General features: G+C 73.0%; 11 protein-coding genes. 1 reads left to right on the plus strand and 10 read right to left on the minus strand.

What is annotated here, in order from left to right:
* Nucleotides 1-2: 2 nt before the first annotated feature.
* From AC54T2_RS15920 to pta, 9 genes are all read right to left on the minus strand, one after another.
* Nucleotides 3-302 (minus strand): hypothetical protein, encoded by a 300-nt coding sequence (locus AC54T2_RS15920; protein ID WP_186341882.1) that lies wholly within the window; start codon nt 300-302, stop codon nt 3-5.
* Nucleotides 303-555: 253 nt separating this feature from the next.
* Nucleotides 556-1569 carry a zinc-dependent alcohol dehydrogenase gene (locus AC54T2_RS15925; protein ID WP_496666666.1) on the minus strand — a complete coding sequence of 338 codons (1014 nt, stop codon included), beginning with the start codon at nt 1567-1569 and terminating at the stop codon, nt 556-558.
* Between the two features lie 63 nt (nt 1570-1632).
* Nucleotides 1633-2568 (minus strand): universal stress protein, encoded by a 936-nt coding sequence (locus AC54T2_RS15930; RefSeq protein ID WP_496666667.1) that lies wholly within the window; start codon nt 2566-2568, stop codon nt 1633-1635.
* A 117-nt stretch (nt 2569-2685) separates the two neighbouring features.
* Nucleotides 2686-3942, minus strand: a complete 1257-nt coding sequence (locus AC54T2_RS15935; protein WP_496666668.1) for an NAD(P)/FAD-dependent oxidoreductase — start codon at nt 3940-3942, stop codon at nt 2686-2688.
* A 162-nt stretch (nt 3943-4104) separates the two neighbouring features.
* The gene (locus AC54T2_RS15940; RefSeq protein WP_186341878.1) at nt 4105-4281 is read right to left on the minus strand and encodes a hypothetical protein; all 177 of its coding nucleotides are present in this window, start codon (nt 4279-4281) and stop codon (nt 4105-4107) included.
* 85 nt (nt 4282-4366) lie between these two features.
* Nucleotides 4367-10945 (minus strand): ThuA domain-containing protein, encoded by a 6579-nt coding sequence (locus AC54T2_RS15945; protein ID WP_496666669.1) that lies wholly within the window; start codon nt 10943-10945, stop codon nt 4367-4369.
* A gap of 380 nt (nt 10946-11325) precedes the next feature.
* Nucleotides 11326-12198, minus strand: a complete 873-nt coding sequence (locus tag AC54T2_RS15950) for a hypothetical protein (RefSeq protein WP_186341876.1) — start codon at nt 12196-12198, stop codon at nt 11326-11328.
* A gap of 150 nt (nt 12199-12348) precedes the next feature.
* On the minus strand, nt 12349-13566 hold the full coding sequence (locus AC54T2_RS15955) for an acetate/propionate family kinase (protein WP_489976179.1): 1218 nt from the start codon (nt 13564-13566) through the stop codon (nt 12349-12351).
* Nucleotides 13563-15638, minus strand: coding sequence for a phosphate acetyltransferase (gene pta / locus AC54T2_RS15960; RefSeq protein ID WP_186341874.1), 2076 nt, complete (start codon nt 15636-15638; stop codon nt 13563-13565). Before pta ends, AC54T2_RS15955 begins: the two co-directional genes overlap by 4 nt.
* A 234-nt stretch (nt 15639-15872) precedes the next feature.
* Between pta and AC54T2_RS15965 the strand changes: the two genes are divergently transcribed.
* A complete protein-coding gene (locus AC54T2_RS15965) occupies nt 15873-16697 on the plus strand; it encodes a SigB/SigF/SigG family RNA polymerase sigma factor (protein WP_241005381.1) in 825 nt (274 codons plus the stop codon).
* A gap of 27 nt (nt 16698-16724) precedes the next feature.
* Here AC54T2_RS15965 and AC54T2_RS15970 read toward each other — a convergent pair whose 3' ends face one another.
* Nucleotides 16725-17567 carry a DNA/RNA non-specific endonuclease gene (locus AC54T2_RS15970; protein ID WP_496666670.1) on the minus strand — a complete coding sequence of 281 codons (843 nt, stop codon included), beginning with the start codon at nt 17565-17567 and terminating at the stop codon, nt 16725-16727.
* Nucleotides 17568-17588 lie beyond the last annotated feature (21 nt).

Here is a 17588-nt window from a genome sequence, read left to right on the forward strand (position 1 = left end):
GGTCAGTCCTGCCGTCCGGAGCGGTGCGGGTGGTCGTCGTGGCGCGGGTCCTGCTCGGGATAGCCCGCCTTGGGCTCGACGCCCTCCGGCTGCGGCTCCTCACCGCCCGGGCTCTGCTCGGGAGGTGCGTCGACCGGGGACCCCTGGGCCGAGGTGTCGCGGAGGCCGTCGGCCCCCTGCTGTCCCGGGCCGGTGTGACCGACCCACTCGCTGCTCGAGCCCATGCCGCCCGCGGCACCGTCGGGCCCCGAGCTGTTGGGGGTCGACTCCCGCTCGACCTGTTCCGGCTTGTCGTTTGTCATCGGCGCCTCTTCCTGTCGCGACGACCGGTCCGGGTCGTGCGTACGCGTGACGCCCGGACGCGGCCTGCCACCGGCGGTGGTGGTGACGCCCGGTACCCCCGCTCCCCCCTCGCATGTGCGGGCGCGTCGCCGATCCGGAGAGTCCACGGGGTCACGCCAGGGCCGAACGGCGCACGCCGGAACCGTGCACGTCGCACGCCCCGGACGTGCCACCCGAGCCGGCCGGGTTGCAGCCCCCGGCCGGCTCGGGAGCTCAGGTGGCCATGTCGAAGACCAGGCGCGCCGGGACCGCTCCCGACAGCACCTCCTCGAAGCAGGCGTTGACGTCCTCGAGGCGACGCGGCTCGGCGACCACGCGGGTGCGCCCGTTGGCGTGGAGGGCGAAGCAGTCGGCGAGGTCGTTGCGGGTGCCGACCAGCGACCCCGTCACCGAGATCCCCTTGAGCACCGTCTCGAACACCGGGAGCTCGAGCCGGTTGTCGGCGGGCAGGCCGACCAGCACCAGGCGGCCGTTGGGGTTGAGCGAGGCGTGGGCGGCACGCATCGCGGCGGGCGACGGGACGGTGACGACCGCGATGTCCACCCCGCCGAGGGCCTCGAGCTCCACGGCCTGGTTGCCCCGCCCGTCCACGACGTGGTCGGCGCCGAGCTTCTTGGCCAGGTCGAGCTTGGCGTCCTCGACGTCGACGGCCACCGTGGTGGTGCCGAACACCTTGGCGTACTGCAGCGCGAGGTGGCCCAGGCCGCCGATGCCGACGACCATCGCGGTCTCGTTGGGCTGCGGGTGCGCCACCTTGAGCGCCTTGTAGGTGGTGACTCCCGCACAGGTGAGCGGCGCGGCGTCGAAGGCCGACACGCCGTCGGGCACCGGCACGGCGTGGCTGGCGTAGCCGATCGCGTACTCGGCGTAGGAGCCGTCGATCGTGTAGCCGGTGAACTCCGGGGTCACGCAGTAGGTCTCCCACCCACTGACGCAGTAGCGGCACCGACCGCAGGCACGACCGAGCCACGGCAGGGCGACCCGCGTGCCGACGACGGGCGTGTCCACGTCCGGGCCGACCGCGACGACCTTGCCGACGCCCTCGTGACCCGGGATGAGCGGCATCTTGGGCTTGACCGGCCACTCGCCGCGCGCGGCGTGGATGTCGGTGTGGCACAGGCCGCTCGCCTCGATCTTGACCAGCACCTGCCCGGGGCCGGGCTCCGGCGTCGGGATGTCGCGGATCTCCAGCGGCGCGCCCATCTCCGGGACTACTGCTGCTCGCATGTCGTTCTCCTCAGGTCGGTGCTGCGTGGGTGCTGCGTGGGCGCTACGGCGGTGCTGCGGGTGCTACTTGTTGAGCTCTCCTGCGTCCTCCAGGACCAGGTCGGCGGTCGACAGCCCGCGGTCGGCCGGCACGATCCGCACCGGGCAGTGCGCATTGGCCATCACGGCGCGCGCGGTCGGGCCCAGGTGCAGGGCGGCCGCGACCCCGCGCGGCCTGCGGACCAGCACGATCTCGTCGACCCGCTCCGAGGCGCTCACCAGGGCGTGGGCCGGCTGGTCGTGGACGACGCGCACCTCGACCTCGACGTCGGGGTAGACCGCCCGCCACTGCTCGAGCTCGCGGTCGACCTCCTCGTGGGCGCGCTCGGCCCAGTCGGTCTCGGCGACGCGGTGGGCCACCACGTCCTCGTAGAAGCTGGGCAGTCGCCACGCGTGCAGGACCACCAGCCGGGCTCCGCGGGCCTGCGCGGTGGCGAACGCCTCGGCCAGGAGCTCGGGCGAGCCGTCGGGCCGCTTGATGCCGACCAGGACGGTCCCGGTGGGCTCGCCCCCGGGCCACGTCTCGGGCACCGTGACGACGGGGGCCCGCGAGCTCGCCGCGACGGCGGTCGACACGTTGCCGGTGAAGATGCGGGCGGCCACCGGACGACGGTCGGCGCCGAGCACCACGAGCGGGGCGTCCTCGCTGACCGCCAGCAGCGCCGGCACCGCGCCCTCGCGGGAGAGGCTCGTCGCGAGCCGGGTCGACTCCGGGGCCCGGGCCTCGTCCACCGTCCTCTGCACCACGGCCTGTCCGGCGGTGGTCAGGTCATCGACCGGCAGGGGGTACATCGGCGTCATCGGCACGAAGATCGGCACGGCGTGCACGACGTGCACGCCCGCCCCGAGGCGCGCAGCCTCGGCGACGGCGTAGCGCAACGCCTGGACGCCTGCCCGGGACCCGTCGACGCCCACCACCACGTCGCCGTCCCCTGCAGCCGACCTCCGGTCCTTCGACATCTCCACGCCTCCTCGTCCCGGCGGGCACCTCCCGCCACCACCATCCTTTCGGTGGACCGCGGCCGTTGGGGAGGGCCGACGGCCCGTCAGGACATGGGACCTTGTGCCCGGACGCCCTCAGCGGAGCGGGTCGAACGCGACGAGCTCGGCCGGCGTGGCTCCGGTCGCGATGCGCCGGGCGAGCAGCCTCCCGGTGAGCGGCCCGAGGGCGATGCCCCACATGCCGTGTCCCCCGGCGACGAAGACGTCCGGCGCGTCGGTCGCACCGATCAGCGGGAGCCCGTCCGGGGTGCACGGACGGGCGCCCACCCACTCGTCGCGCCGGTCGTCGAGGTCGATGCCGTCGAGCAGCGGGCGGGTCGCCTCGACGATCGCCTCGATCCGGCGCGGGTCGAGGGGGGCGTCGGTGTCGCGGAACTCCATCATCCCCGCGACCCTCAGCCGGGGCCCGTCGGCGGTGGGCAGCGGCGTGCACGCGACGCGCTGGGCTGGGAAGTAGACCGGCGTCTCGGGCAGCCGGTCACCGCCGACGCTGAACGAGTAGCCGCGGCCCGCCTGCACCGGCTGGCGCACGCCGAACCGGCGGGCCAGGGTGCCGATCCACGCGCCATTGGCCAGCACGACGGCGTCGTAGCGCAGCGGTCCGGCAGCGGGGTCGTCGGTGGTGACCAAGGCGCCCCCAGCGGTCTGGCGCACGTCCGTCACGGCGCTCGACTCGCGGATCTCGCCGCCTCGCGCGACGAACGAGTCGGCGAGGGCCGCCAGGAACGCCGGCGGGTCGAGGTAGCGCTGCCCGTGCAGGACGACGGCGCCGCCGATGGCTGCGGTCAGCGACGGCTCCAGCGCGCGGGCCTCGCTGCCCGACAGGACGTCGTACGTCACGTCCTGTCCGGCGCTGCGCACGTGCTCGAGCTCCTCGACGAGCACCGCCCGCTCCTCGGCGGTGCGGAAACAGGCGAGGAACGGGTCCGCGAGGCGCGTGGTCGCCTCCACTCCCCCGGTGGCCAGCTCGTCGAACGCCGCCAGCGCCTGGCGGTTCATCGGGGCGTAGGCGCGCATGCCGATGCCCCACCGGCGCGCCGTGCTGTGGCGGACGAACCCGGCGAGGAAGCGCGCGAGCCGCGGGTCGAGCCGCGGCGGCAGGTAGACCGGCGAGGACGGGCTGAGGACGGCCCGCACCCCGTAGGTGAGCACGGCCGGCTCGGGCAGGGGCGCGGTCAGGGAGGGGGTGAGCCAGCCGGCGTTGCCCCAGGAGGAGCCGCCGGCGACGTGGCGGCGTTCGTGGACGGTGACGTGGAAGCCGTGCTCCTGGAGGAACCAGCCGGTGGACAGGCCCACCATCCCGGCTCCGACGATGGCGACGCGCTTGGTCATGGCTCTGCTTTCTGCAAGGGGAGGTCGGGAGGAACGCCGACGGGGCCGTCGTCGTCACGGGGTCGGCGGGACGAGCGGCCGGGGCAGCGCGGCGCGACCCGGTGCGGGCGCGCGAGGGCCGCGTGCGGCGGGTGGGCGCGACGGTGGGCGCACCCGGGGCGGTCAGGTCAGCGGGGCCGGAGGGGCGCGGTCGACACTGCGCCGCAGGACGTCGAGGCCGCGGACGCCGCGGGCCTCCTCGCTGAGCTCGAGCGCCAGCAGCGCGGCGCCCGACGGCACCCGCGACGGCCGGTGGACGCGGTCGGCCGACGCCGCCGCCACACCCGTGCCGTCCACCATGGGGCGACCCTAGCGGGAGGGCCCGGTCGGCCCGCACCGGCCCGGGAGGGCGCGGCGACGGGCCGACGTGGTGGGACTGCGCGGCTCAGCGCCGGACGGTGAACCGCCACCTCTCCACGGTCCGGTTGCCCAGCGCGTCCTCGGCGACGAGACGCACGGTGTGACGCCCGGGAGACAGCGCCCGCCTGGGCGTCCAGCTCATCCGCCCGCTCCGCGCGTCGTAGCGCACCCCGCCGACCTTGGTGCCGTCGACGAAGAGGGTCAGGTCGTCGGCGCGCACCCGGGAGTGCCGGTCCGAGACGACCGCGCCCACGGTGGGCGTCCGGTCGCGCGTGGTGCCGGTCGGGGTCAGCTTCCGTACCGTAGGCCCCGTGCGGTCGACCGTCCAGGTGGCCGTCGCCGGCGTGGCGTCGGTGCCGCCCGCTCCCACCGCCCGGACCCGCACCCGGTGCCGCCCGTCGTCGAGGTCGCGGTAGGTCTTCGGCGACGTGCACGCCCGCCAGGCCGACCCGTCGAGGGAGCACTCGAACCTCGCTCCCCCGGCGCCGGGACCGGTGGCGGTGAACCGGATGGTCGCCGTCCGCGCCCGGGTGGCGTCACGCGGGGCGCCCGTGATCCTCGTGTCCGGGACCGGCTGCTCGGCCCTGGTGACCGTCACCGTCACGGTGCCGGTGTCGGTGTCGGTGCCGTCGGTCACGACGTAGTCGAACGTGTCGGTCCCGAAGTGGCCGGCGTCGGGGGTGTAGGTCACCGTGCCGTCGGCTGCCGCGACGGCCGTGCCGTGTGCGGGCTTGGTCACCGACTGCACCGAGAGCTCGTCGCCCTCGTCGGCGTCGGTGTCGTTGGCCAGCACGGCGACCCTGACAGCGGTGCCCTGCGGAGTGGTCGCCGTGTCGTCGACCGCCTTCGGGGCGGCGTTGCCCGGGTCGACCGGGTCCTCGCCGTCGACGAGGAAGGTGTCGAAGGAGACCTCGTCACCCTCCTGCAGCACGCCCGCGGCGAACACACCGAACCGCGGGCCGGTCATCGGGTTGACGACCGCCCGGGGCATCTCCACCCAGGTCGCGCCCCCATCGAAGGACGCCTCCCCGGTGTAGGACGTGCCGGCCTTGGTGAGCCGGAACCGCATGTCGCTCAGGTCGGTGCCGTCGGGGATGGCGAGCTCGGGCTGCGGGTCGCCACCCACGATCCGGTCGTCGACCTCCGAGCGCAGCTCGACGCGGTTGGGCGCCGTCCGGCCATCGTCGGAGATCACTACGAGCTTCACGTAGTTGGCATCGTCGCCGTAGGCCATCAGGCCGGCCTGGCTGTAGCCGCCGTCGAGTCCCTCCACGTCGGCGTGTGCCTCGAGCGTCCAGTCGTCACCGGCGTGGTCGGGCGACTGCAGGATCAGGTTGGACTTGCCGGTGCCGCCCTGGTAGATCTCGCCCCGCGTCGTGGTGAGGAACAGCCGCCCGTCGGCCACCCGGCGCGTGGCCGGATCGTCGGCGACGATCGCGTCCCACCGGCAGGTGTCGAGCGCGTCCCCGTCGAACGTGTCGTCGGGGGTGTCGGTCTCACAGGTCTCGGCGACCGTGACGGTGACGGTGCCCGTGTCGGTGCCGCCGTTGCCGTCGCTGACCACGTAGTCGAACGTGTCGGTCCCGGAGTAGCCGGCCTCGGGCGTGTAGCGGACAGTGCCGTCGGTGTTGATCCTCGCCGTGCCGTGGGCGGGCGTGCTGACGGACTCGACGGTGAGGTCGTCGCCGTCGGGGTCGGTGTCACCGGCGAGCACCGAGATGGTGACCTCCCGCCCGGCCGTGGTGACGGCGGTGTCGTCGTCGGCGACGGGCGGACGGTTCTCCGCCGCTGCCGGGGTGAGCCGGAAGTAGTCGAACGACGCGGTCCGGCCCGGTTGCTGCACGCCGAGGGCGAACAGGCCGAGGTCCAGGTCGGCCGTGGGGTGGGTGACGGTGCCCACGGCCTGCCACTCGCCGCCGTCGACGGCGACCTCACCGGTGTAGCTCGACCCGTCCTTGGTCAGCCGCAGGCGGTACGACGTCACGTTGGCCGGCAGGTCGACCTGCGGCTGCGGGTCCTGGATGGCCCCACCCAGCTCGGAGCGCAGCTCGACCCGGTTGATCCGGCCCTGCCCGGTGTCGGAGATGACGTCGAGCTTGACGTAGTTGTCGTCGTCGCCGTAGGCGAGCAGGCCGCCCTGGGCGTAGCCGTCGGTGAACGTCGCCGACAGCCTGGTCTCCGCGACGTAGTCCGTCGGGAGGTTGGCGGCCGACTGCAGCACGAAGTTGGTCGCCCCCGCCGCGTTGGGCGTCTGGTAGATGTCACCCTCCGTGGTGGTGATGGTGAGCTCGCCGTCGGCCACCTCGTAGGTGGTCGGGTCCTCGCGGACGATGGCGTTCCAGCGGCACTCGTCGAGGGAGGTGCCGGTGAACTCGTCGCTCGGGTCGGTGGCGCCGCTCGTGCCGTCGGGCTCGAAGCGGATCCAGTCGAACGTCGCGGTCGGGCTCGTCGTCGCGCCGCCCGACACCGCGGCCGGACCGATCCGCGGCGTGGCGAACGTGCTCATCGGCGCGGGCCGCCCGACCGGGGAGAACGTCTCGCCGTCGGCGGAGTAGGACGCCCGAAGGTCGGTGCCGTCGGAGGTCAGCCGCACGTAGTAGGTCGACGGGAACCCGGCAGGCACGCCGCCGAGCTTGTCGGCCGCCTCGTTGCGCGGTGCGCCCTGCGCCTCGTAGATGAACTCCACGTCGCGGTTGCCGCCGGCGGAGATGAGGTGGACCGAGGCCCAGTTCTCGTCGTCGGAGTAGAGCCGCAGCCCGGCCTGGTGGTAGTTCTCGGTCACCTCGGCGGTGACCTTCGCGGTCACCTCGAACGCGCCGTCGGGCGCCTCCTGCACGATGATGTCCTTGGCGTTGCCGCCGATGCCGTAGAGGCTCCCGGTGTCGATCGGCAGCTGGAGACCGCCGTCGGCCACGCTCCAGGTGCCGCTGTCGCGGATGACGTCCCACTTGCCGTCGAGCGAGGTGCCGTCGAACTCGTCGGACTGCTGGACCCCGCAGGCGTTGAGCACCCGGATCGGGACCGTGGCCGAGCCCGACGCGCCGGACGGGTCGGTGGCGGTCAGCCGCGCGGTGTAGGAGCCCGGCTCGGTGTAGGTGTACTGGGCGTCGAGGCTGGTGGCCGTGTCGGCGTCACCCGGCACGCCGAAGTCCCAGCGGTAGGTCAGCTCGTCACCGTCGAAGTCGGACGCGGAGCCCTCGAAGTCGACGGTCAGCGGCGCGGTGCCCTGGCTGGGGGTGCCCTGCGCGCCCACCTGCGGACGTGAGTTGACCGAGACGCCCTTGCCGGCGGCGTCGAAGAAGTTGACGTTGAACAGCCCCGTGGCGGCGGGGTCGTCGTTGGTGAAGACCAGGAACAGCTCGTGCGAGCCCTCCCGCGCCGACTCGGCGATGTCCATGTCGACGAACTGCCACTGCTGCCAGCCCCCGGTCACCGGGACGTCGACCGAGCCGGCCAGCGGCCCGGTGGGGCTGTCGAGGTGGGCCTCGATGGTGCCTCCGACGCCTCCCGACGCGACCCGGAAGCGCAGGCGCGGCACCTGGTGGAGGCTGATCGGCGCGTAGGACACGTGGTCGCCCGCGTCGATGTTGGACAGGTTGCGCGAGCCGCCGAGGGGATCGGTCGTCGCCTCGGTGGCGACTCCCTGCTGGGTGTCGAAGTGCTCGGCCTGCTTGCGCTTGGGCTGCAGGACGACCTCGTCCTCACCGGTCAGCGTGCGGACGCCGCCCCCTCCCTCGTCGGTGTAGCTGGCGTTGATCACCCCGAAGATGTCGGCGGAGGCGTCGTGGCCCTCGTCGCGGACGGTCGGCAGGACGACGTCGCAGCCGGTGCGCGAGCTGAGCGGGTGGCCGTGGGAGTCGTGGCCGAGGATGTAGTCGATCTCGACCCGGTCGCAGTCGATCTCCCCGTCCTCGGGGTCGGTCACGGTGACCTTGACCCGCACGGAGTCGCCGAACTCGAAGAACGCGCCGTCGGGCGGCATCTCGATCTCGACCGTGGGCCGGGTGTTGCCGACCGTCACGACCGCGGTGGCCACGCCGGTGCGACCGGTGGTGTCGGTGACGGTCAGACGGGCGTCGTAGACGCCGTTCTCGGTGTAGACGAACGTCGGGTCGGCCTCCCTGGAGTCGACGGTGCCGTCGTTCTGGAAGTCCCAGGCGTAGGACACGATCGAGTCGCCCTCGTCGGGGTCGCTCGATCCGGCGCTGGAGAACCGCACGGTCAGCGGGGCGGTGCCCGAGTCGGGCGTCGCGGTGGCCGACGCCGACGGCGAGCGGGCGCCCTCGTTGATGGCGTTGATCTTGTAGACGGCCGAGTTCTCGTTGCCGGTGAAGTAGCCGCCGTTGCCGTAGTCGAGGACGTAGAGCGAGCCGTCGGGTCCGAACTCCATGTCCATCGCGGCGTAGAGGGTCGAGGAGTCGAAGAACGGGTCGATGCCGGCCACGTCGCCCTCGGCGTCCATGGCGATGTCGCGGATCCAGCCGCGGGTCCACTCGCCGGCGAAGAAGTGGTTGTCGAAGTACTCGGGGAACTTCACGTCGGAGTCGAGGTCGGGGTCGTAGTTGTAGACGGGGCCCGCCATCGGGCCCTCGCCACCGCCGCCGAACTCGTTGGTGGTGACGCCGCCGTAGGTGACGCTCCCCCCGTCGTACTTGATCCAGGCGGGCTGGGCCGGCGGGAGGTTGGTCAGGCCGGTGTTGTGCGGGCTGTTGTTGACCGGCGCCGTGCAGTCGAACTTGGGGCCGGTGGTGTTGGTCGCGAAGTCCCACTCGTTGTAGGTCTCGGCCGGGGTGTTGGTGCCGGTGCAGTAGGGCCAGCCGAAGTTGCCGGCCTCGCGGATCTGGTTGAACTCCACGATGCCCCCGGGGCCACGGTTGGGGTTGGCGCCGCCGGCGTCGGGTCCGTACTCACCGAGGTAGACGTAGCCGGTGCGCTTGTCGACCGTCATCCGGAACGGGTTGCGGAAGCCCATCGCGTAGATCTCCGGGCGGGTCTTGCCCTGGGCGTCGTCGGCCTCCGGGAACAGGTTGCCGTCGGGCACCGTGTAGCTCGCGGCGGTCGGGTCGGGCGTGATGCGCAGCACCTTGCCCCGCAGGTCGTTGGTGTTGGCCGAGCTGCGCTGCGCGTCGTAGGCCGGGTTGCGGGTGGCGCGCTCGTCGAGCGGCGCGTAGCCGTCGGAGGCGAACGGGTTGGAGTCGTCGCCGGTGGAGAGGTAGAGGTTGCCGTCGGCGTCGAAGTCGATCGCTCCGCCGGCGTGGCAGCAGATGCCGCGGTTGGCGTCGACGCGCAGCAGCTCCTGCTCGGTGGAGGGGTCGAGGTCGTCGTCGACCATCTTCATCCGGGTCAGGACGTTGTAGCCCTGCCACGTCGCGAACTGCTCGGCGGTGCCCTCGTTGGGGGCGTCGCCGGCCGGCGTGGCGAGCGGCGGTGCGTAGTAGAGGTAGACCCAGCCGTCGTCCTCGAAGTCGGGACTGACGGTGAGGCTCTGCAGGCCGTCCTCGTCGTGGGAGTAGATCGGGACGTCGTGGAGGAGGGTGGTGTTGCCCTCGAGGTCGGTGAGGAAGATGCGGCCGTCGCGCGCGTTGTGCAGCACGCGGCCGTCTGGCAGCACCGAGATGCTCATCGGCTCGCCGACCTTGTCGACGCCCTTGGCCAGGGTGACCTGCTCGAACGACGCGTCGGTGGGCGGCGGCGCCGTGCAGCCGTCGGGTGCCTCGCCCGCGGCGTACTGGATGCCGCCGAGCAGGTGCAGACGGAAGAGGGGCTCGGAGAAGGACGCGTCGGTGTGGCCGCCACCGGTGTAGAAGCTGCGGCCGCCGTCGAACTCCTGGTACCAGGCGATCGGGTGGTCGTCGTCGCCCGGAGCGCCGTCGTTCTCGTCGTAGGTCGACTCGTCGAGCGAGGCGATGACGTTGATGTCGCTGTTGGTGCGGGGGCTGTAGTCGGCGCCCCCGCCGTTGACGACGGGGTCGGTCGGCGACTGGAAGTTGTACCACTCGTCGGTGCGCGTCCACCGTGCCGGCAGCGCGCAGGACGACGGCGTGCTCCGGTCCTCGACGTTGATGGTGGCGGTGGGAGTGCCGGCGGGGTGGCTCTGGAAGTAGGCGCCGACGAGCCGGCCGTACCAGGGCCAGGTGTACTCGGTGTCGGAGGCCGCGTGGATGCCGACGTAGCCGCCGCCGGCACGGATGTAGGCCTCGAACGCCGCCTGCTGGGCGTCGTCGAGCACGTCGCTGGTGGTGGACAGCCACACCACCGCCTCGTACTTCGCGAGGTTGGCCTCGGTGAACTGGGCGGGGTCCTCGGTGGCGTCGACGGTGAAGCCGTACTGCGCCCCGAGCCGCCTGACGGCCCGGACGCCCGCCGGGATCGAGTCGTGGCGGAACCCGGTGGTCCTGCTGAAGACGAGGACGTCGAAGGTCGGCTCCACCGCGGCGGCCACCGCAGCCGTGGGCGCCGCCGTCCGCTGGGTGGTGCCGGCCAGCGGTGGCGGGGCGTCGGCCGCGGCGGGGGCGGTGGCGATGCCCCCGGCGGCGACGGCCACCGCCACCAGTCCCGCGAGGGATGTCCTGACACGTGCCGCGGGTGAACGGAAGCTGCGCATGCTGTCCTGCCTTCTCATGGCCGTGCGGGGTTGCTGGCGCCGCTCGGGGACCGGGCGGTGAGGCCGGCTGCGAGGGCAGCGGCGCGGGAACGGGGCCGGAACGGGAGCCGCGACGAGCGCGGCGAGGACCCGGGGCGGGGCAGAGGGGAACTCGCCATGGCGACCGTGGCCCCTCTCCCGACGCGGGTGGCCGAGAGTCACCCGTGATGCTCGTCACACTAAGGACCCCATTTCGCCGGAGTCAACACACAAGTGCCCCCACTTCTCGCGATCGGCCGCCAGAACCCTCCCGACATCCGGCGGATCGGGGCGCGCGCAGGACGAGCCGGACGTCGGCCCGGTGAGGACCGACGCCCGGCTCGGCGTGGTGATCGACCCGGTCAGGGCAGGGGCGTCGGGTCGGTCGGGTCCGGCGGCACCGGCACCGATCCGCGGATCTGGTTCTGCGCCTGGCAGTGGCTGGTGCAGTTGGTGGCGCCGGCCGAGAGCTCGATGGCGTCCTCGCCGAGGACCCCGCCGAGCCGACCACCCGGCGCGACCGACCACCGGGTCGTGCGGCCGTCCTGGAACAGCTTCGTGGCGGCCTGGGGGCTGTCCTTGCCGAGCAGCATCTGGTGCGACCCCGGACCGGACGTCACCGCGTCGACGCCGTTGCCGAAGTTGATCTTCCCGGTGTAGCTGTTGACGAAGTAGAACAGGCCCGGGCCGAGCGTGTGCACGAGCTCGACGTTGCCGGCGAACTCCGGCTCCATCTGGAGGATCCCGCCCTGGGGAGCGTCCTTGGCCTGGACCTTGAGCTTGCCCGCGGCGGTGCTGAAGATCGCCTCGAACCGGTCGTCGCGGACCTCGAGCCGTTTGAGCACGGGCGCGCGGAGCTGCGCCGGCGTCAGCACCGGGACCTTGGAGGCGAAGACCACCGTCGGCTCCGTGACCATCCGCTCCGGCGACGCAGCGCCGGTGAGGGTGTAGTCCCGGACGCCGAACGTCGCCGCGTCGAGGGTGAACCGCGTGTGGGTGCCGACGACCGTCACGACGCCCGAGACCGGGAGGTCGCGCAGCCGGACGTCGCGCCCGGGAGCCGGGTCGTAGGTGCGGCCGTTGACGGTGACGGCGTAGTTGCCGGACGACGAGCCGCCGTGGTCGCGATCGTCGTCGCCCCCGTCGCCACCGCCCTTGGCGTGGGCGATGCCGGTGGTGGGGACGAGGAGCACGGCGCTCGCGAGGGCGGCAGTGGCGAGTCGGAGCTTGTTCATGGTGGCGGTTCCTCCCGGGACGTGCCGACCCGGTGGTCGGCTGGTGACCCCAGTCAAGGCCCGGCCGGGTCCCGGTCGACAGATGTCCGATGGTGCTAGTACCGCCTCGCCCGGGCGCGGATCAGCGCCGGCGACCTCGGGCCGCCAGGCCTACTCCCCGCCGGACGCGTCCTGCTCGCCGACGACGGCGAGCGCCTGCCGGGCGATCTCCCACTCCTCGTTGGTCGGCACCACCAGGACCGCGACGTCGGAGCCGTCGGCCGACACCGTGGCGGCCTCCTTGCGCCCCACGGCGGCGTTGCGCTCGGGGTCGAGGACGATGCCGAGCCGATCGAGGCCGCCGAGGGCCGCGGCCCTCACGTCGGGGCTGTACTGGCCGACCCCGCCGGTGCAGACGACGGCGTGCACCTCGCCGAGCGCGGCGTAGTAGGCGCCGACGTACTTGCGCACCCGGTAGGCGAAGACGTCAAAGGCCAGCGCCGCAGCGGCATCGCCGTCCTCGCGGCGCTGCTCGAGCACGCGGAAGTCGTTGACGCCGGAGAGGCCGAGGACGCCCGACTCGCGGGTCAGCGCGCGGTCGATGTCCTCCAGCGACCAGCCGAGCGTGCGCTGCAGGTGGCCGAGGATCGCCGGGTCGATGTCACCGGAGCGGGTGCCCATCACCAGGCCCTCGAGCGGGGTGAACCCCATCGAGGTGTCGATCGAGCGACCGCCCCGGATCGCGGCGGCCGACGCCCCGTTGCCGAGGTGCAGCACGATGAGGTTGGTGTCCTCGACCGTGCGGCCCAGCATCTCGGCGGCACGACGGGAGACGAAGGCGTACGACGTGCCGTGGAAGCCGTAGCGCCGGACGCGGTGCTCGTCGCGCCAGGCCACCGGCACCGCGTAGGTGTAGGCGTGCTCGGGCATCGTCTGGTGGAAGGCGGTGTCGAAGACCGCGACCTGCGGCACGTCGGGGAAGAGCTCGCGCGCGACCCGTAGTCCCTCCAGGTTGGCGGGGTTGTGCAGCGGCGCGAGCGGCACCAGGTCCTCGAGGGTCGCGAGCACGCGGTCGTCGACCACCGCCGGCTCCGAGAAGGAGCTGCCGCCGTGCACCACCCGGTGGCCGACCGCGGCCAGCGCGTCGCGGTCGATGGCGGGCCCGTGCTGGCGGAAGGCCTCGACGGTCGAGCGGAGCGCGTCCTCGAAGTCGGCGACAGGCCGCTCCTCGACGTGGGCCCGGCCGTCGACGGAGTGGGTGAGCCGGCCGGACTCCTCCCCGATCCGCTCCACCGACCCGGTCGCCTCGGCCACACCGGTGATGCCGTCGAGGAGGCGGTACTTCAGCGAGGAAGAGCCGGCGTTGAGCACCAGCACCTGGGTGGTCATGAGAGCTCCTGTGCCTGGATGGCGGTGATCGCGACGGTGTTGACGATGTCGCGGACCAGCGCGCCGCGCGAGAGGTCGTTGACGGGTTTGCGCAGGCCCTGCAGCACCGGCCCCACCGCCAGCGCCCCGGCCGAGCGCTGCACGGCCTTGTAGGTGTTGTTGCCCGTGTTGAGGTCGGGGAAGACGAAGACGGTGGCCCGCCCGGCGACGGCGGAGTCGGGCAGCTTGGTGCGGGCGACGGCGGCGTCGATCGCGGCGTCGTACTGGATCGGGCCCTCGACGAGCAGGTCGGGCGCCCGCTCACGCACCCGCGCCGTGGCCTCGGTGACCTTGACGACGTCGGTGCCGCTCCCCGACGTGCCGGTCGAGTAGGACAGCATCGCCACCCGCGGCTCGATCCCGAACGCGGCGGCGGTGCGGGCGGAGGCGATCGCGATGTCGGCGAGCTGCTCGGCCGTGGGGTCGGGGTTGACGGCGCAGTCGCCGTAGACGAGCACCTGGTCGCGCAGGCACATGAAGAACACCGACGACACCACCGAGACCTCCGGCACCGTGCGGATCACCTCGAGCGCCGGGCGGATCGTGTGGGCCGTGGTGTGCACCGACCCCGAGACCATCCCGTCGGCCAGGCCGAGCTCGACCATCATCGTGCCGAAGTAGGAGACGTCGACCACGATGTCGCGTGCCGCCTCGAGCGTCACGCCCTTGTGCGCGCGCCGCTGGTGGTACTCCTGGGCGAACCTCTCGCGCAGCTCCTCGTCGTAGGGGCTGAGCAGCCGGGCGCCCGAGACGTCGATGCCGAGGTGGGCCGCCTTGGCCCGCACCGACATCGGGTCGCCGAGCAGGGTCAGGTCGGCGACGTTGCGCCGCAGCAGGACGTCGGCGGCGCGCAGGATGCGCTCCTCCTCCCCCTCCGGCAGCACGATGTGGCGCCGGTCGGCGATCGCATCGTCGAGGACCTGGTGCTCGAACATCAGCGGCGTGACGACCGACGTGCGGGCCACCTCCAGGCCGCTCATCAGCTCCTCGCCGTCGACGTGGTCGGCGAACATGGTCAGCGCGGTCGCGATCTTGCGCGGGGAGTCCTTGTCGAGGCGGCCGCGCCGGTTGGTCAGCGCGGTCGAGGTGGCGTGGGTGCCGAGGTCGGTGGCCACGATCGGCAGCGCCACGTCGATCCCGTCGAGCAGCCGGTCGATCTGCTCGGGCAGCGGCAACCCGCCGTTGAGCACGATGCCCGAGATCTGCGGGAAGCTGGCCGACTGGTGCGCGCTCAGCACGCCGAGCACCACCTCGGGCCGGTCGCCGGGGGTGACCACGAGGGCGCCGTCGAAGAGCCGGTCCAGCACGTTGGGCAGCGTCATCGCCGCGACCACGAGGCCCGGCACCTCGCGCGCCAGCTGCTCCTCCTCGCCCCGCACGAGGCGCCCGTCGCAGGCCGCCATCAGGTCGGCCACCGAGGGGGCGCTCAGCAGCGGCTGCTCGGGCAGCGCGAACGCCGGCACGCCGTCTTGGCGCAGGGCCGTCGCCGTGCGGTCGAGGGCGGCGGGGTCGACGCGGTTGGCGATGACCGCGAAGAGCGTCGCGTGGTTGGCCGCGAGCTCGGCCTGGGCCATCGCGGCCGCCGTGCGCAGCTGCTCGACGCCCCGCTCGTGGCCGTTGAGCACCAGCAGCACCGGGGACCCGAGGTTGGCCGCGACCCGCGCGTTGAACGCGAACTCGGCCGGGGCGCCGACGTCGGTGTAGTCGCTGCCGACGACGACGACGGCGTCGCTCTTCTCCGCGACCTGGTGGTAGCGCGCGACGATGCGCTCCATCGCCGCGTCGGGGTCGGCGTGCACGTCGTCGTAGCTGACCCCCGCGCACTCGTCGTACGTCAGCGCGACGGCGTCGTGCGAGACGAGCAGGTCCAGGACGTAGTCGTGGACCTCGCCGGCCGACGCCTCGGCACGGACCACGGGCCGGAAGACCGCGACCCGCGCCACCCGCCGCGAGAGCTGTTCGAGAACGCCGAGCGCCACCGCCGACTTGCCCGTGAATCCCTCGACCCCCGCCACGTACACGCTGCGTGCCATGTGTCGAGACTAGACCGCTCGCCGGTGGGCTCTCCGGGGGGTAGGAGAGCCCGACCGCCCGCGCCGCTCGGACGGAGGCGGCGGGGTGGCTCCGGACCCGCGCTGTGATCTTGTACACGGTCTGTCCATGGTTTTCGCTTTTCGGCTGTTGGGCAGACCGTGGGCACGTCAGGATTCTGGGAGCTCGTACCCGAGCCACGACGCCGACAGACACCCCCGCCGGAAGGAGAACTCGTGGCCACCCTCACGACGCCCCCGCGTCTTGCGCAGGTCACCGTCCAGCCCACCACGATCGAACGTGAGGAGCGCGCGCGCCGCACGGCGTCGATCGTCGACGACCTCCGCCGTGCGAGCACCGAGGCCGAGCGCCAGGAGCTCGTCCACGAGCTGATCGAGGCCAACCTCGCTGTGGCCCGCTCGATGGCCGCCCGCTACCGCAACCGCGGGATCGACCTCGACGACCTCGAGCAGGTCGCCCTCGTGGGGCTCACCAAGGCGGCCCGCCGCTTCGACCCGGCCGCCGGCCACGACTTCCTGTCCTACGCCGTGCCCACCGTGCGAGGAGAGCTGCGCCGGCACTTCCGCGACTCCGGCTGGATGATCCGGGTGCCGCGACGCATCCAGGAGCTCCAGGCGCGCATCGGCGCGGTCCAGCACGAGCTCGAGGCCGAGCTCGGACGTTCCCCGCGCCCCTCCGAGGTGGCGACGCACCTCGGCGTCGACCTCGACGACGTGGTCGAGGCCCTGTCGGCCGACGGCTGCTTCCGCCCCACCTCCATCGACAGCAGCGACGACGAGGGCGCCGGGCCCATCGCCGACGTCCTCGGCTTCGAGGACCGCGGGTTCGCCTCGCTGGAGGCCCGGCTCGTGCTCGACTCGGCGGTCAGCCGGCTGCCCGAGCGCGACCGCAGGATCATCCACTGGCGCTTCGTCGACGAACGCACCCAGCAGGAGATCGCCGACCTCGTCGGGCTGACCCAGGCCCAGGTGTCACGGATCCTGGCCAAGGCCCTCGAGCGCCTGCGCGGCGACCTGTCCGACCTGGCCCCGGCCGCCTGAGCCACCGCGACGGGGCGGGCAGCCGGGCTACCAGGCGACCTGCTCGACGTCGGTGACGAGCGCCGCGCCCTCGCGCCTCAGGTCGTCGGGCGCGGCGTGCTCGCGCAGGCTCGCGAACGCGAGCCCGGTGCGCTGCTCGAGCAGGTCGAGCGGCACGAGGTAGGTGTCGAACTCGTCGAGGAAGTCGGGCACCGCGCGCTCGAGCCCGCTGAGGTCCTGGGTGAGCACGAACGCCTTGGCCCGCAGCTGGTCGTCGGCGACGTAGACGACCACCTTCCAGTACTCGACGGGCAGCCGGACGCCCCGGTAGAGCGGGTCGGTCGGCGCCAGCACCGGCCCGGCGAACAGGCTCAACCGGCGGCCCTGGAGCCCGTCGAGGGCGAGCACGGCGTTCTCGAGCAGGCCCCACACCCCGCCGCGACCGGACTGGTTGAAGTCCTGGTGCTGCGGGGTGATGTTGGTGAAGAAGAACGAGTCGGAGTTGGCCTGCCGGGCCTCCGCGAGGGTGCCCCACAGCAGGTCGGAGCGGCGCGCCACGTGGCCGCGGTCGAGGTCGTTGTCGGCGTACGCCGCCTCGCCGACCTGGGCGTCGGCGGGCAGGCGCGGGTCGAGCCGGAAGCGCTCGCCCGAGCGGCTGATGCTCTCCCCCGGGAACAGGCGCAGGCCGTCGATGTTCCACGCCACCCACCAGGCGAGCCTGCGCTCGGGATGCATCCGGACGGTGAAGTGCGTGTAGTCCAGCGGGGACGCCGCCACGGGGTCGTCGTCCTCGCCCGGCGCGGGCGCCGTGGGCGGGGCGAGCTCCGCCCCCGCGCCGGGATCGGCGTCGGGGTCGGGCCGCAGGAACCGCGCGTCGTACCCCAGTGCCATGGGTGCCGTGTCGCGCAGTCC

It is taken from the genome of Nocardioides sp. Z35_8, assembly GCF_059621125.1.

Coding starts and splice junctions, on each gene's coding strand:
- AC54T2_RS15920 (WP_186341882.1), bottom strand. CDS start 302: ATGACAAACGACAAGCCGGAACAGGTCGAGCGGGAGTCGACCCCCAAC.
- AC54T2_RS15955 (WP_489976179.1), bottom strand. CDS start 13,566: ATGACCACCCAGGTGCTGGTGCTCAACGCCGGCTCTTCCTCGCTGAAG.
- AC54T2_RS15925 (WP_496666666.1), bottom strand. CDS start 1,569: ATGCGAGCAGCAGTAGTCCCGGAGATGGGCGCGCCGCTGGAGATCCGC.
- AC54T2_RS15950 (WP_186341876.1), bottom strand. CDS start 12,198: ATGAACAAGCTCCGACTCGCCACTGCCGCCCTCGCGAGCGCCGTGCTC.
- AC54T2_RS15935 (WP_496666668.1), bottom strand. CDS start 3,942: ATGACCAAGCGCGTCGCCATCGTCGGAGCCGGGATGGTGGGCCTGTCC.
- pta (WP_186341874.1), bottom strand. CDS start 15,638: ATGGCACGCAGCGTGTACGTGGCGGGGGTCGAGGGATTCACGGGCAAG.
- AC54T2_RS15930 (WP_496666667.1), bottom strand. CDS start 2,568: ATGTCGAAGGACCGGAGGTCGGCTGCAGGGGACGGCGACGTGGTGGTG.
- AC54T2_RS15970 (WP_496666670.1), bottom strand. CDS start 17,567: ATGGCACTGGGGTACGACGCGCGGTTCCTGCGGCCCGACCCCGACGCC.
- AC54T2_RS15945 (WP_496666669.1), bottom strand. CDS start 10,945: ATGCGCAGCTTCCGTTCACCCGCGGCACGTGTCAGGACATCCCTCGCG.
- AC54T2_RS15940 (WP_186341878.1), bottom strand. CDS start 4,281: ATGGTGGACGGCACGGGTGTGGCGGCGGCGTCGGCCGACCGCGTCCAC.